This window comes from Isosphaeraceae bacterium EP7, from assembly GCA_038400315.1.
Taxonomy (GTDB): Bacteria; Planctomycetota; Planctomycetia; order Isosphaerales; family Isosphaeraceae; genus EP7.
The window spans coordinates 1062504-1076309 of sequence record CP151667.1 but is presented as its reverse complement, the minus strand read 5'-3'; the positions used below and the strand labels follow the sequence as shown (position 1 = coordinate 1076309).

Annotated in this window: 13 protein-coding genes; 11 read left to right on the top strand and 2 right to left on the bottom strand. The window is 66.7% G+C overall.

Annotated elements, in window-relative coordinates; genetic code table 11:
* Positions 1–269 precede the first annotated feature (269 nt).
* The 4 genes from EP7_RS04325 to EP7_RS04310 all read left to right on the top strand — a co-directional run bounded on the left by EP7_RS04325 (position 270) and on the right by EP7_RS04310 (position 5013).
* Positions 270–1199, top strand: a complete 930-nt coding sequence (locus EP7_RS04325; protein ID WP_463526363.1) for an NAD-dependent epimerase/dehydratase family protein — start codon at positions 270–272, stop codon at positions 1197–1199.
* Positions 1200–1504: 305 nt separating this feature from the next.
* Complete coding sequence (locus EP7_RS04320) at positions 1505–2467, top strand: NAD-dependent epimerase/dehydratase family protein (protein ID WP_463526362.1); 963 nt, start codon at positions 1505–1507, stop codon at positions 2465–2467.
* Positions 2464–3897, top strand: a complete 1434-nt coding sequence (locus EP7_RS04315; RefSeq protein ID WP_463526361.1) for a glycosyltransferase family 4 protein — start codon at positions 2464–2466, stop codon at positions 3895–3897. Before EP7_RS04320 ends, EP7_RS04315 begins: the two co-directional genes overlap by 4 nt.
* Before the next feature lie 156 nt (positions 3898–4053).
* Positions 4054–5013: a TlpA family protein disulfide reductase gene (locus tag EP7_RS04310; RefSeq protein WP_463526360.1), complete on the top strand. Its 960-nt coding sequence runs from the start codon at positions 4054–4056 to the stop codon at positions 5011–5013.
* A gap of 49 nt (positions 5014–5062) precedes the next feature.
* On the opposite strand, the gene EP7_RS04305 is transcribed toward EP7_RS04310, so the two are convergent.
* Positions 5063–5644, bottom strand: coding sequence for an FHA domain-containing protein (locus EP7_RS04305; protein WP_463526359.1), 582 nt, complete (start codon positions 5642–5644; stop codon positions 5063–5065).
* Positions 5645–5844: 200 nt separating this feature from the next.
* On the opposite strand from EP7_RS04305, the gene EP7_RS04300 reads away from it, so the two are divergent.
* From EP7_RS04300 to EP7_RS04275, 6 genes are all read left to right on the top strand, one after another.
* A complete protein-coding gene (locus tag EP7_RS04300) occupies positions 5845–6699 on the top strand; it encodes a sugar phosphate isomerase/epimerase family protein (RefSeq protein ID WP_463526358.1) in 855 nt (284 codons plus the stop codon).
* A gap of 111 nt (positions 6700–6810) precedes the next feature.
* Complete coding sequence (locus EP7_RS04295) at positions 6811–7452, top strand: class I SAM-dependent methyltransferase (protein ID WP_463526357.1); 642 nt, start codon at positions 6811–6813, stop codon at positions 7450–7452.
* Between the two features lie 146 nt (positions 7453–7598).
* Positions 7599–8348: a class I SAM-dependent methyltransferase gene (locus tag EP7_RS04290; protein ID WP_463526356.1), complete on the top strand. Its 750-nt coding sequence runs from the start codon at positions 7599–7601 to the stop codon at positions 8346–8348.
* A 24-nt stretch (positions 8349–8372) separates the two neighbouring features.
* The gene (locus tag EP7_RS04285) at positions 8373–9428 is read left to right on the top strand and encodes a glycosyltransferase family 2 protein (RefSeq protein WP_463526355.1); all 1056 of its coding nucleotides are present in this window, start codon (positions 8373–8375) and stop codon (positions 9426–9428) included.
* 22 nt (positions 9429–9450) lie between these two features.
* Entirely contained in the window at positions 9451–10392 is a 942-nt protein-coding gene (locus tag EP7_RS04280) for a 1-phosphofructokinase family hexose kinase (RefSeq protein WP_463526354.1), read from the top strand.
* 772 nt (positions 10393–11164) lie between these two features.
* On the top strand, positions 11165–12427 hold the full coding sequence (locus EP7_RS04275; protein WP_463526353.1) for a M14 family zinc carboxypeptidase: 1263 nt from the start codon (positions 11165–11167) through the stop codon (positions 12425–12427).
* A gap of 19 nt (positions 12428–12446) precedes the next feature.
* Here EP7_RS04275 and EP7_RS04270 read toward each other — a convergent pair whose 3' ends face one another.
* On the bottom strand, positions 12447–12662 hold the full coding sequence (locus tag EP7_RS04270; RefSeq protein ID WP_463526352.1) for a hypothetical protein: 216 nt from the start codon (positions 12660–12662) through the stop codon (positions 12447–12449).
* Between the two features lie 245 nt (positions 12663–12907).
* Here EP7_RS04270 and EP7_RS04265 point away from each other — a divergent pair, with 245 nt between their 5' ends.
* Positions 12908–13615 (top strand): hypothetical protein, encoded by a 708-nt coding sequence (locus tag EP7_RS04265; protein ID WP_463526351.1) that lies wholly within the window; start codon positions 12908–12910, stop codon positions 13613–13615.
* Positions 13616–13806: the final 191 nt, after the last annotated feature.

Genomic DNA, 13806 nt, shown 5'->3' with positions numbered 1-13806 from the left:
GGGGAAACTGGCGTTGACAGGCTTCGATGACTTCTCGATCATGCTCCACGTCAGGCTTGTCGGTAGGGTCCGGGCGAGGCACCGCGGAGGCGGGCCGAGCGATTTCGGATCGAGACGCACGGGTCTCCGAGCCTGGCCCCACGACGCAACTCGACCGAGGGCCGCAAGGACGGGGCCTGCACCAGCGCCCGCCCGTCTCGCCTGCCCTTCGTCAATGACTGACGACTTCACCACTCGAGACTGCCCCAGTTACACCAAGGATGGTCGCCATGCGTATTCTCGTCACCGGCGGCGCCGGTTATGTCGGCTCCACGCTCGTCCCCATGCTGCTCGAGCAGGGGCACAAAGTCCGCGTGTATGACTCGCTCAAGTTCGGCGGCCATGGCCTGCTGCCGTGCTGCTCGAATCGCTCGTTCGAGCTGATCAAGGGGGACGTCACCGACCCCGCCGGTCTCAAGGTCGCGCTCGATGGCGTCGAGGCCATCGTGCACCTGGCCGCCATCGTCGGCTACCCGGCGTGCAAGAAGGAGCCGCAGGTCGCCCAGCAGACCAACGTCGAGGGGACTCGCACCCTGCTCGAGCTGCGCAAGCCCGACCAGAAGGTCATCTTCGCCTCGACCGGAAGCATCTACGGATCGATCCCCGACTACGTCTGCAATGAGAACACGCCGACCGCACCCATCACCCTCTACGGTGAGACCAAGGCGACGGCCGAGGAGATGGTCCTCCAGGCCGGCAACAGCGTCGCCTACCGGTACGCCACCGCCTTCGGCGTCAGCAACCGGATGCGGCTCGACCTGATGCCGAACGACTTCACCTACCAGGCGGTGAAGAACCGGAACCTGATCGTCTACGAGGGCGGGTTCAAGCGCACCTTCGTCCATGTCCGCGACATGGCCCGCTCGATCATGTTCGCGCTGGACCGCTGGAGCTCGATCAAGGACGACGTGTACAACGTCGGCCACGAGAGCATGAACTTCACCAAGGAAGACGTCGCCCGCAAGATCCTCGAGCATGTGAATTACTACCTCCACTTCGCCGAGGTGGGCAGCGACGCCGACCAGCGGAATTATGAGGTCTCCTACGAGAAGATCCGCATGAAGGGCTTCGAGACCACCGTCGACCTGGACCGTGGCGTGGCCGAGCTTGTCAGCGCCGCCAAGCTCATCGAGTTCCAGAACCCGTACGCCAACGTCTGATCGCAGACCGGCGAGACGAGGCGGGCCGCAGCCCGGCCCGCCGCACCGACCGCGTGGCCATCCCACCGCGTGTGGCGAAGCTGAACCAGCACCTCGAAAATCCGATCGTTCGTCGACACCCGCCGGCATCGAGGCGGCCGCCGCGCAGGATGGGGGGTTTCCCCGATCTGAGCGGCGAAGCTCTCGGGGCGACCCGTCCCGACTGCGACCGCCCAATCCGGCAGGGGATGCCCGCCGCGCCGGGCCCGGGGGGGTTTCCCCCGAGGCCGGGTGCACCCATCTCGATCATTCAGGGAGGAACAACCATGCATAGCTTCTGGTCGGGCAAACGGGTCACCGTCACCGGCGGCGCCGGCTTCCTGGGCATCCACGTCGTCAAGCGACTTCAGGGCTACGGCGCCGAGGTATTCGTCCCGCGCCAGCGCGACTACAACCTCACCGCCCTGGATTCGTGCCTGACCTGCCTGGCCGAGCATCCCTGCGATGTCCTGATCCACGCCGCGGCCTACTACGGCGGCATCGGCATCAACGTCTCCCAGCCCGCCACGCTCTATTACCGCAACCTCGTCATGGGGGCCAACCTCATGGAGGCCGCCCGCCTGGCCAAGGTGGGCAAGGTCGTCAACATCGGCACCGCCTGCAGCTACCCCGGCTATCTCGAGGGCGAGCTGAAGGAGGAAGACCTCTGGGCCGGCCCCTGCCACGCCAGCGTGGTGAACTACGGCCTGACCAAGAAGATGCTCGCCGTGCAGGGCGTGGCCTACAAGAAGCAGTTTGGGCTGGACTCGATCCACCTGATCCTGACGAACCTGTACGGGCCCGGCGACAGCTATAACCCCGAGAGGTCGCACGTCGTCGCCGCCCTGGTGCGCAAGTGGGTCGAGGCCGACCTGGCCAAGGCGCCCAGCGTCGAGGTCTGGGGCACGGGCAAGCCGATCCGCGAATTCATCTATGTTGAAGATTGCGCCGACGCCATCGTCCTGGCCGCCGAGAAGTACGACGACACGGCCCTCCCCCTGAACATCGGCACCGGCGTCGGCACGACGATCCGCGAGCTGGCCGAGACCGTCCACGACGTCTCGGGCTTCCAGGGCAAGATGACCTGGAACGTCGACAAGCCTGACGGGGCGCTCAAGAAGGTCCTCGACGTGAGCCGGATGACCCGGGCCCTGGACGGCTGGGTGCCGCCCACGAGCCTGCGAGACGGCCTGTCCAAGACGATCGCCTGGTACCGGGCCAACAAGGCTCAGGCGGATTCCAAGTGGTGAACATTCCCAAGGGAATCGGGGTCGGCCTGGGCTCCGGTCACGCTGGGTCCAGGGGCCGGGTCTGGCGCATCGAGGATGCCCCCTCCGACCTCGGGGCCGCCACCGCCTGGCGCGGCGTCGTCTCGGCCGCGTCGCACGGCGAGGGCCCGCGCCGACTGCTGTTCATCAACCAGTATTACTGGCCCGACCACGCGTCGACGGCCCAGCACCTGACCGACCTGGCCGAGCACCTCGCCGCGCAGGGGCACGACTGCCACGTCCTGTGCAGCCAGGGGGGCTACAAGCCGGGCGAGCCGCGTTCCCCCCGGTCCGAGACGCACAACGGCGTACACATTCATCGGGTGCCGGCCACCGCGCTGGGGCGGAAGAGCACGCTGACCCGGATGCTCGACTACCTCAGCTTCTACCTGCGGGCGGCGTTCGCGGCGATCATGCTCCCCCGCTTCGATGCCGTCGTCACCCTGACCACCCCGCCGATTCTGGGCCTCATCGGCACGATTCTCAGGCGACTGAAGGGCTCGAGACACGTCTTCTGGAGCATGGACCTGCACCCCGACGCCAGCATCGCGCTGGGGCGGATGTCGATCAGAAACCCGGTGGTCGCCGGCCTGGCCTGGCTGAGCAACGCCGTCTATCGGCAGGCCGACAAGGTCGTGGTCCTCGGCCCCTACATGGCCGACCTGATCCGTGCCAAGCGAGTGAGGGACGACCGGATTGCGCAGATCCCCGTCTGGAGCCGCAAGGACGAGATCTATCCGATCCCGCGCGAAGGGCACGCGCTCCGGCGTGAGCTGGGCTTCGAAGGCAAGTTCGTCGCCATGTACTCGGGCAATCTCGGCCTGGCCCACACGTTCGACGACTTCCTCGAGGCCGCCCGCCGGCTGCGCGACCGCGACGATATCGTCTTCCTCTTCGTCGGCGGCGGCCCCAGGCTCGCCGAGGTCGTCGAGGCGAAGGAGCGCGAGGGGCTCGATAACGTCCGCTTGATGGGCTATTTCCCCCGCGGTCGACTCCACGAGTCGCTGACGGTGGCGGATGTCCACCTGATCTCGATGAGGCGCGAGATGACCGGCATCGTGGTCCCCGGCAAGCTCTACGGCGCGATGGCCTCGGGCCGGCCCACCATCTTCGTTGGCCCCGAGCACTGCGAGAGCGCCGACACCATCCGGCGGTCGCACTGCGGCCTGACCGTGAGGCTCGGCGACACCGACGCCCTGACCGCCGGCCTCATCCGCCTGGCCGAGAACCCCGAAGAGGCCGCCAGCCAGGGCCAGAGCGGCCGCGCCGCGTTCCTGGACTGGCACGAGAAGGACGCCTGCTGCACCCGCTGGGAACAACTCATCGGCAACCTGGTCCCCGTCGTCGCCGGGGCCCGCCCCTCCAGGGTTCGGGCCCAGTCCCAGGCCGGAGCCATCCCCAGCGGCGCCTGAGCCCGGCGTCGTCCCGGCATCATTCAAGTGTGAGACTCGCGGGCCCTGGGCCGGCGGGGTCCGCGCACGAGCCCGGTGGTCCCGGCTCTTGCTCGGGGCCCGCCGGAGCAGGGCCCACGTCATGGGATCGACTGATTTCAACGGGAGGACCGAAGCTTGAAGCCGCAACTGCTCGCACTCCTGCTGCTGGCCTCGCCCTCGATGGCGGCCGAGCCCGCCGCACCCGCCGAGACGGGCGTCGCCGCGATCAAGTCCAGGCATGATCGAGCCTTGATCGCCGACCTGCTCGCTTACGCCAAGGCCGACCCCAAGGCCGACGACCTGGACCAGGCGTACGCAACGCTGTTCGACGTCACCATCGCCCACGACTGGTTCGCCGATCAGGAGGCGACGGCAAATGCCTATGTCACCGACAGGCCCGATGGGGCGGTGCGCGGCCTGGCGCTCATCGTGTCGACCATGGCCCGGGCCCAGGCGGCCGACTTCGACGGGGCGCTGGTGAGATACCAGCAGCTCCTGGAAGGCCTGAGCGGCGATGATCAGGAAGAGTTCGCGGTCAATTTCGCCGACAACCTGGCCGGTTCCGCCGTCGCCGCGGGCAAGCACGGAGTGGCCGGCCGGGTGCTGGAGCTGGTCCGGGACCGGTTCAAGGAGAGTTCGACGCTGGCCCAGAAGGTGGCCGCGGACCTGGCCCGCCTCGACCGCGTGACCAAGCCGGCCCCCGCCTTCGACGTGAAGGACCTGGACGGCAAGCCCGTCCGGTCAACCGCACTGCGAGGCAAGTATGTCTTGGTCGATTTCTGGGCGACCTGGTGCGAGCCCTGCCTTGAGGAGCTGCCCAGGCTTCAGGCGGCCTATGCGGCCTATCACGCCAAGGGCCTGGAGATCGTCGGCGTGAGTCTGGATGAGACGAAGTCTACAGTGACCGACTTCCTCAAGGAGCAGAAGCTCCCCTGGACCCAGGTGCACAACCCGACGTGCAACGGCGACCTCGTCGAGGCCTTCGGCGTGGTGAACATCCCCGCGTCTTACCTGATCGACCCGGAGGGGATCATCACGAGGATCGACCTTCGCGGCGAGAACCTGGACGCCGTGCTGTCCAGGCTCATCAAATGACGAACGGGCCGCCCCGCGGGAGTTGGGGCGGCCTTCCCTCGGCGGCAGTCTACTTCAGCTCATCCTCGATGAACTTGAGGAAGTCCTCGTCGCTGGTGGCGTCTGCGGCGACCTTGCCGTGCTTGAAGTCGCGTGGCATCGTTTCTTCGAAGTCTCCCTCATCGGCGGCAAGCCGCTCGATCTTCTCGGGGGCCTTCGAAGGCCGGGTGCGCCTGGGCTTGTCCTCGTCGGCCAGGCCGGCGAGTTCCAGGAGCGAGGTCCGCTTACCGCGTGCCTCGGCCAGTTCCTCGTCGAAGAGGGAGCTGGCGGCGATGACGGCCTGGCCGCTCGGCTCATAGTCAATCTTGAACAGGTGCGAGGCGATGCCGAGCTCGTCGTCGGGCATCACCGTCTGCTCACTGTTGATGCGCAAGCCGTTGATGGTGGTCCCGTTGGTGCTGCCCAGGTCGCGAACGTTCCAGACGCCGTTGATCAGGCGCATCACACAATGCTTGCTCGAGACGTTCTCGAAGTCGAGCATGATGTCATTGGAGGCCCGTCGGCCGATGGTCAGCTCGGCCTTCTCGATCTGGACGGGGTCTCCCCCGCCGACGGGTCTGAGGATGCCCAGGTTGCCGTGGCTCGGTGGCATCGGAGAGTCCTCCGCAGGAGTCGAAGGCGAGGGGGGTCCGCAATCGCGACGCAACCAACCTAGCACAGTCGGCCGGCGGCCCTCAAGCGTCCGCCGCGGGCCCCTGGCGACTGGCCGCCGATTGGGTTACGTTCGCCCTCCGGCCCGCCGAGCAGATGCCGGGGGGTCGGCCCTCGACGGGACCCACGGAGCGACTTGCCATGCGACCGAATGCCGACGCGTCTCGATCGAACCGACGCGATTTCCTCGCCAGCGGCCTGGCCCTGGCCGGGACACTGGCCCTGGGCCGGAATGCCCTGGCCCGCACCTTCCACGAGGGCGAATACGGCCCTCTCAAGGTGGGCATCCAGAGCTATTCCCTGCGTCACTTCAAGTTCGAAGAGGCCCTGGCCAGGACCAGGGAGCTGGGCCTGCACTACTGGGAATCGTACAACGCCCACATCCCGACCGCCGACGACAGCGCCAAGATCGGCGAGGCGCGCAAGCTCGCCGAGGCCGCCCAGGTCAAGGTGATCGGCTACGGCGTGGTCCACTTCGGCAAGGACATCGACGCCAACCGCAAGACGTTCGAGTTCGCCAAGGCCCTGGGCGTCGACTATATCTCGGCCGACCCGGACCCGGACTCGTTCGACAACCTCGACACGCTTGTCGAGGAGTATAAGATTGGCGTGGGCATCCACCCTCACGGGCCGGGCCATCGCTACAACACCCTGGACATCGTCGAGAAGGCGATCAAGGGGCACAGCGACTGGATCGGCCTGTGCAACGACACCGGCCACCTCCTGCGGTCGAACCAGGACCCGGTCGAGGCCATCCACCGCTTCGCCAAGCGCACCTACGGCGTCCACCTGAAGGACGTCAAGGACGCCAAGACATTCACGATTCTGGGCGAGGGCGACCTCAAGCTCGCCGAGTACGTGCAGGCACTGGCCAAGGTGAAGTACCCCTATTGCGTGGCGCTCGAATACGAAGAGAACCCCGAGCATCCGATGGCCGATATTAAGGCCTGCCTCGACAATCTCCGCAAGGCTACGGCGACCATCAAAGGCGCCTAACATGTCCACCGTCGGGGAGTCGGCCGCCAACAGGGCCGGCTCCCCCGTCACGCCCCGTCCCGTCTGGCCACGGTGTTTGCCATGATTCCGCGAGTGCTCGAGCCCGAAGCGATGGACTCGCCCGAGGAGGCGAGAAATTACGACGCGATGGACCACTCGGCGGTCAACCTCCGTTTCGTGGCCGACTTCCTCGCGTTCCACGGACCTTGCCGGGGGGGAGAGATCCTCGACGTGGGGACCGGCCCCGGCCAGATTCCGATCGCGCTCTGCCTGGCAGACCCCGCCGCCCGCGTCGTCGGGGTAGACCTTGCCAGGCACATGCTCGACCTGGCGGCCCAGAACGTCGAGGCCGCGGGCCTGGCCGGGCGGATCCGACTCCAGCTCGCCGACGCCAAGCGGCTCGATGGCGACGAAGGGCTCTTCGAGGCGGTCCTCAGCAACTCGATCGTCCACCACATCCCCGACCCCGCCCCGGCCCTGGCCGAGATGGCCCGGTCGGTCGCCCCCGGCGGCACCCTCTTTATCCGGGATCTCTTCCGGCCCGGTTCCGCCTATGAGGTCGACCTCCTCGTCGAGTTGTACAACTCGCTGGAGTCGGCCGAGGCTCGCGACCTGTTCCGCGACTCCTTGAATGCGTCGCTGACGCTCGCCGAGATTCGGTCGATCGTGGCCGGCCTGGGATACGATCCCGCGGGGGTCAAGATGACCTCCGACCGGCACTGGACCTGGGCCTGGCGTCGGCCCCCTGCCTGAACCTCCGACGGTCGACCTTGACGGCGCGGGCAGGCTCGGCGACCATCCCGCTGGCCCGCCGCGCCCGGCCCATTCCGCAGTTGAGGCGGGGAGATGGATCTCCCCCCTGCCCCCGGGCGTGCCGGCGTGCCGGCCGGATTCCGCACGTGCGCGACGACTACGCCCGAGCCTATGCCGAGCTTGCCCGCCGCCACTGGTGGTGGCGTTCGCGCCAGGCCTTGGTCCTGAAACGGCTGGCCGCCCTCCCCCGCCTCGAGGGTGCCCGCATCCTCGACGTCGGCTGCGGCGCCGGGGTCGTCCTCGATGCCCTGGCCAATCTTGGCGAGGCCGAGGGGCTCGAGCCCGACGCAAGACTGGCGGCCGAAGCGACCCATCCCGGTGCTATCCGCGTCGTCCCCTTCGGCCCCGAATTCCGGGCGACGACCCCTTACGACCTAGTTGTGATGCTCGACGTGCTGGAGCACTTGGACGACGATCTCGGGTCGTTGAAGGCCGCTCGGTCGGCGCTGGCTCCCGGCGGCTGGCTGCTGCTGACCGTGCCGGCGATGCCCTCGCTCTGGAGCCGTCATGACGTGGTCAACGAGCACCGCAGGCGCTATCGAATGCGAGACCTGGCCGCCGTGATCGAGGGGGCGGGTCTGAGGGTTGTGGACGTACGCCATGCGTTCGCCTGGACGGTCGGCCCGCTGCTGGCCCGCCGATGGCTGGCCCCCGCCACGGATGAGTCGGAGTATCGGGTCTCGATCCCACCGAGGCCGATCAACGCCGCGCTCGACCTTCTGAGCAGGCTGGACCACTCGATCGGGCGGCTGGTTCGATGGCCTGTGGGCGGCAGCCTGATCGCCCTGGCCCGCCGAGACGACACGCCCGACTCGGCCCTGGCCGAGGCCGCCTGAGCCATGAAAAAACGAGGACGAGCCATGCGACACGATGAACCCTCGACGACGAGGCCGCATTTCGGCGGCGCCGGTCGGGCCTCGTTTCGCCCCGAGCTGTCGGTGGTAGTGCCCGTCTACGACGAGGAGGCCAACATCGCCGAGCTGGTCCGCCGACTCGCCCGGGTCCTGGATCGGCTGGGGGTGGATGCCGAGGTCGTCGTGGTGGACGACGGCTCGACCGACGGCACCTATGCGGCCCTGGCTCGCGCCAATCAGGCCGACCCCAGGTTCCGTGTGCTGGGCCTCTCCCGCAACTTCGGCCACCAGGCGGCAATCTCGGCCGGGCTGGTCGCGGCCCGCGGCGAGGCCGTCGCGGTGATGGACGGCGACCTCCAGGATCCGCCCGAAGCCCTTGACTCGCTCTGGGATGCGTATCTTCAGGGCTGGGATGTCGTCTACGCGGTGCGGGCCAGCCGAGCCGAGGGTCTTCTTAAGCGTCTGGCCTATTCCGGCTTCTACCGGCTGATGAGCAAGGCCGGGTCGATCGATGTGCCCCGCGACGCCGGCGACTTCGGCGTCATGTCCAGGCGGGTCGTCGACCTGATCAACGCAATGCCCGAGCATCGGCGGTACGTCCGTGGGCTTCGGGCCTGGGTCGGTTTCCGGCAGTGTGGGATCCCGGTCGACCGGGCCGAGCGGGCGGGCGGTCAACCCAAGTACACGCTGGGCAAGCTGATCGGGCTGGCGCTCGACGGCCTGATCGGCTTCAGCGACGCCCCTCCCCGGCTTGCCAGCGTCTCCGGGGCGGCCCTGGCGTTCTGCGCCTCGTTGGCGGCGATTCTGGCTGGAGCCCTGGCCCTGACCGGGCAGGCCGAAGTCCCCGGATGGGCCTGGGTTGCGTTTCTGATCGCGTTCCTGGGCGGGTCCCAGCTGGTCTGCCTCGGGGTCCTGGGCGAATACCTCTGCCGGATGCTCGACCAGGTCCGCGGCAGACCGCTCTACGTAGTCCGGCGACGGGTTGGCATCGACAGCCCGACCGAGCCGCTGGCCGTCGCCCAGGATCCCGAACTGGCGACCGCAACCTATTTCCATCGCTGATGTTGCGGAAGACGAGGCGGCGATGATCTTGTGCGTGACCCTCAATCCGTGCCTGGACAAGACGCTGACCGTGCCTCCCTGGTCGTCCGGCCAGAACGTGCGCGGGTTGTCCGTTCGAGAGGTCGTCGGCGGCAAGGGGAATAACGTGGCCAGGGCCCTGGCCCGGCTGGGGCGGGTCGCGCGTCCGGTGACCTTCCTGGGCGGGTCGGTCGGCGATCGCTGCCGCACCCTGTTCGAGGTCCAGGACCGATTCGACCCCCTGGTTATCCCGACCGCCTCGCCAACCCGCGAGATCCTGACCGTGCTGTCCGAGGGGACCGCCGACCAGACGGCCTTCTTCGACCCCGACCCGGCGATTTCCGAGGACGAGGCGGAACGGCTCCTGAGCCTGGTGGAGGCCGCCATGTCCGGCGGCGGAATCGAGGCCCTGACCCTCTCCGGATCGAGCCCTTCCCTTGAAACCCACACAACTTACGCCGAGCTGATCGGCCTGGCCCGGCTCCGAGAAATCCCGGGCTTGCTGGACACCTACGGCCCGCCGCTGAAAGCCCTCGGCGACGCCTGGCCCGACGTCCTCCAGCTCAATCGTCGCGAGGCCGGCGGATTCCTGGGCATCGCCGAGCCTTCGGATCAGGATCTCTGGAAGCTTCTGGGGTCATGGTCGGACCGAGGCGTTCGACTCGCTTTGGTGACCGACGGGCCGGGTGCGGTCCTGGCCCGCGCCAGTGGTGCCCGCTACCGCATTGAGCCGCCCACCATCCGGGTGGTTAATCCGATCGGCTCCGGCGACAGCCTGCTCGCCGGACTGGCCGACTCCCTCATCGCGAGCCTCGATGTCGAAGACACCTTGAGGCGAGGCATCGCCTGTGCCTCGGCCAACGCTGAGGTCTGGGACGCCGGGGCAATCGAGCCGGCCGCGGTCGCCCGCCTTGAACCTGAAGTTTCGCTCGAACGACTCGATTGAAGGCATCGATCGAGGTGCTGCAAAATTGCATCATCGGTCGATTACCGAGGCGCCCCTCCTCTCGCGCGATTCTCTTGAGGCAGTCCCGCGACTCCTTGAGAAGCCCGAGGAGGAAACTGACCTTCGCTACGATTGGGTTCGTTTCGCTCCGGCGCCGGGTTCGTTTCGTTTTTTAAGTTTTGGGTTCGTTTCGCAGAGAAAGTGGCTTCGTTCCGCACTGAACTGGAAGACTGGCGGATCGACATTCGCCAAAAAATCTAATGCAAATCATTTTCACAACAAGACTTACTGCAATTTGAGCCTCGTCTTGCAGGAATGATTGCGCGTCATCCCCATCTGAGTTACGATCGCGTGCCCGGTTAAAGGACGCGGCTTGTACGCTGGAGATCGCACCTTCGCAACCCGGATGTAGGGTGGCGTGGAGGGTATCCCTTGAGATCGAATTGCCAAAGAAGGCTTGGCACGCCGGATCGAGATTAATCGCTGGGCGCAGCACGCTCTTTCAGTTGCGATCGCGGCGAAAAACCGGCAACAATCTTCTGGGCAATCTGTTGCCTATTGAGAACGTCCTGGTTTGAGGACAGAGTCCGAACGAACTGATGTGGCCGACCGGGACCGGGGCGGCTTCGAGGTCCTTCGCTGGAATGGGAGGAGCGAGGGCGCGTTGAACCTCGATCGGGCCTTCGAGGCCACTGGTCCGGGGGCTCCGCCTGCGCGAGAATCGAGCGGACTGTCAGACGATGTTCGGCGACGGAAGGATCAGGGGTTACTCATGCGTATTCGATGCCTCGCGCTCGCCGCGTCGCTCGGCTGGTCGGCCCTTAATGCGGCGGCGCAGGCCCCGCCCGCGCCGGACCGGCCGGGTGCTGGGCTGGCGTTCATCGACACGGGGTTCGAGAATGCGTCGCCGCTCTGGTATGAGTCGGCCCCCGACGGCACAATCTTGGTCCAACTGCTGTATGACCACGAGCGGGATTCTCCGAATCGGGCCGCGGGGCATCTCCACTTCCGGGTCGAGGCGGCGACGGGGTCCAAGCTGACGTTCGAGTTCAGGAATCTGGAGAATGTCTGGAACGGCCGGCGGGCGTCGGTCGCCGGCGAGTTGAAGCTGGTGGTCGTCTCCGAGGACGGCCTGAACTGGAAGCCGGTCCCGCTGGAACGGGTCGACGACGCCCGGGTGCGCCTGACCGTGACGATGCCGGGTCCGCGGCTGGACGTAGCCCGCGTCGAGCCCTATCGCCTGTCCGACCTCGACAAATGGCTGGGGACGATCGCGGGCAACCCGCTCGTCCAGGTGACGCAGATCGGCAAGACGGTCGAAGGGCGAGGGCTGGAGATCGTCAGAATTGGCCGCGACGACGCCCCCAGGCGCGTCTTCCTTCGGGCCAGGGCCCATCCCTGGGAGGCGGGGACCAACTGGGTGGCGCAGGGCCTGGTCGACCGGCTCTTGAAGGACGACGCCGAGTCGAGACGGTTCCTCGACCACTATTGCGTCTATCTGATGCCGATGGCCAACAAGGACGGAGTGGCCCGCGGCCGGACCCGCTTCAACCTGCGAGGCAAGGACCTCAACCGCAATTGGGACCGCCCCGCCGACCCCGCGCTCTCGCCCGAGAACCACGCCCTCGAGCGCTGGCTGGAGTCGATGATCGAGCAAGGCAAACGCCCGCACCTGGCCCTCGAGCTGCACAACGACGGCAACGGCCAGCTCCACCTCAGCCGCCCCCCCATCCCCGACCTCGATCGCTCTCTCGCCCGCATGAAGACCTTCGAATCTTTATTGCGCAAGCACACCTGGTTCACCGAAGGGACCACCGCCGAGACTTTCCGCAACGCTGGGACCCTGGGCGAAGGCTGGCTCGCCCGCTACGGCATCGACGCCGCCGTCCACGAATTCAACGTCAACCGCATCGCCGGCCTCGACGACTACCCCTCAGCCCGCCACTGGAAGCTCTATGGCGAGCAGCTCGCGGTCGTCTTCGACCGCTACTTCGAGGCCATTGAGTTGAACGGGGCGACCCGTATCTCACCTTGAGTTCTCAGGACCTAGCCGTTCACGGGCTCGAGCTTTCTGTGCAGTACGCCCGTAGAATCAACCTCTCTGGTCCGATCCGGTGGGGCGTCCGGCAGGCGTTGGACCGGGGCGCGGCGAACGTCAGCGAGGAGACGGCGGCGACGTGCAGGATGTTGCCGGAGAACGAGGGGCACCTGTGGACCTTCTTCAGGTTGCCGGGAACCAAGCCGACGAACATGTGGCCGCGCGGGCACATCGTCTCGCCGTGTCATGGCGGAAGTCGAGCAGGGGATGGCGAGCGAGTGGGCCAGCAGGTTCGTCGAGCGGGTGCGGAGCGTGGCGGTGACGTGCCGTCAGCAGGGCCGGAACGTGTCGGAGTTCCTGATGGACTGTTTCCGGGCTCAAGTCATGGGCAGTCCAAAGTGCTCTCTCCTGGTGCCTCATCCCGGAACTGGCCAGATTCCACCAATCGGTCAGTGATAACGCATGGGTCGCTAACACATGGCCCTCCACGAAATGATGTCCTCGCTCCCCCAGCCATCGGCGGCACAATATGCCGGGTTCGCGAGGCACATCTGCGCCGCCCATAGCTGGTACAAGCATCTGCCTCTGACGGGCGGGCAATTCGTCGTGTTTCTCGCCCAGGACGCCGGGACACGATACCCCCTGCGACATCCGAGGCTGGGCGCCGGCGAGAACTGCACTGACCTGTATCGCGAACGGTTCGGTCATCTGGATTACTTATGGCGTGCCGACCCGGCGTTGCCATTCGACCGCGACGGTGGTGAGCCGCCCAACCTTCCGGCCTGGTTCCTCGATCGTTTCGGCACGACGCTCTATCCCTACGCGTCGGACGACGGTGCGGCCGTGGAGGCGATCTGCTCCGGTCGCCGACAGGAAAACGTCGACCGACTGAAGGCCGGGGCCTCGCATCCGGCACGGGAGCAACTCCTGCGTATGGCCGAACTGTACGACCGAAGCGAGGAGCTATGGCGTGGGCTCACGGACGAGGAACTGGCGATCGCCTATGCCATCGAGGACGAGGCGTCGGATGTCCACCCGGCGGCCCTGAAGACCTATTTCGCGCTCCAAGCCTCCTGCCACGAGATTCACGGAAAATTGCAGGCAGGGGAGCTAGCAAAGGTCGAACGAGCGCTATCGAGGTTAAAAGACTGGCTGACGTCTCCGCCGCGTCGGCATCTCGTGTAAGTAGGAATTGATCGGCCACCCTGGCCGAGATGGCCATTCAAAGGGCACGAGGTCGTCCTTGCAAGCTCGCACCTCGAATCGCGCTCGTCGTCTCAGGGGCCTGCGTAGCGTCCCCGTACGGCTCACCTGGGCAAGTCCAGCAATCCATATCTGCATTACAACTTTACGTTCGCCGCCGATTCTCCCCATGT

What these genes read in the sequence shown, in the direction of transcription:
- EP7_RS04265 (WP_463526351.1), top strand. Translation starts at nt 12,908, where the DNA reads ATGGCCCTCCACGAAATGATGTCCTCGCTCCCCCAGCCATCGGCGGCA.
- EP7_RS04320 (WP_463526362.1), top strand. Translation starts at nt 1,505, where the DNA reads ATGCATAGCTTCTGGTCGGGCAAACGGGTCACCGTCACCGGCGGCGCC.
- EP7_RS04280 (WP_463526354.1), top strand. Translation starts at nt 9,451, where the DNA reads ATGATCTTGTGCGTGACCCTCAATCCGTGCCTGGACAAGACGCTGACC.
- EP7_RS04300 (WP_463526358.1), top strand. Translation starts at nt 5,845, where the DNA reads ATGCGACCGAATGCCGACGCGTCTCGATCGAACCGACGCGATTTCCTC.
- EP7_RS04285 (WP_463526355.1), top strand. Translation starts at nt 8,373, where the DNA reads ATGCGACACGATGAACCCTCGACGACGAGGCCGCATTTCGGCGGCGCC.
- EP7_RS04275 (WP_463526353.1), top strand. Translation starts at nt 11,165, where the DNA reads ATGCGTATTCGATGCCTCGCGCTCGCCGCGTCGCTCGGCTGGTCGGCC.
- EP7_RS04325 (WP_463526363.1), top strand. Translation starts at nt 270, where the DNA reads ATGCGTATTCTCGTCACCGGCGGCGCCGGTTATGTCGGCTCCACGCTC.
- EP7_RS04295 (WP_463526357.1), top strand. Translation starts at nt 6,811, where the DNA reads ATGGACTCGCCCGAGGAGGCGAGAAATTACGACGCGATGGACCACTCG.
- EP7_RS04270 (WP_463526352.1), bottom strand. Translation starts at nt 12,662, where the DNA reads ATGTGCCCGCGCGGCCACATGTTCGTCGGCTTGGTTCCCGGCAACCTG.
- EP7_RS04305 (WP_463526359.1), bottom strand. Translation starts at nt 5,644, where the DNA reads ATGCCACCGAGCCACGGCAACCTGGGCATCCTCAGACCCGTCGGCGGG.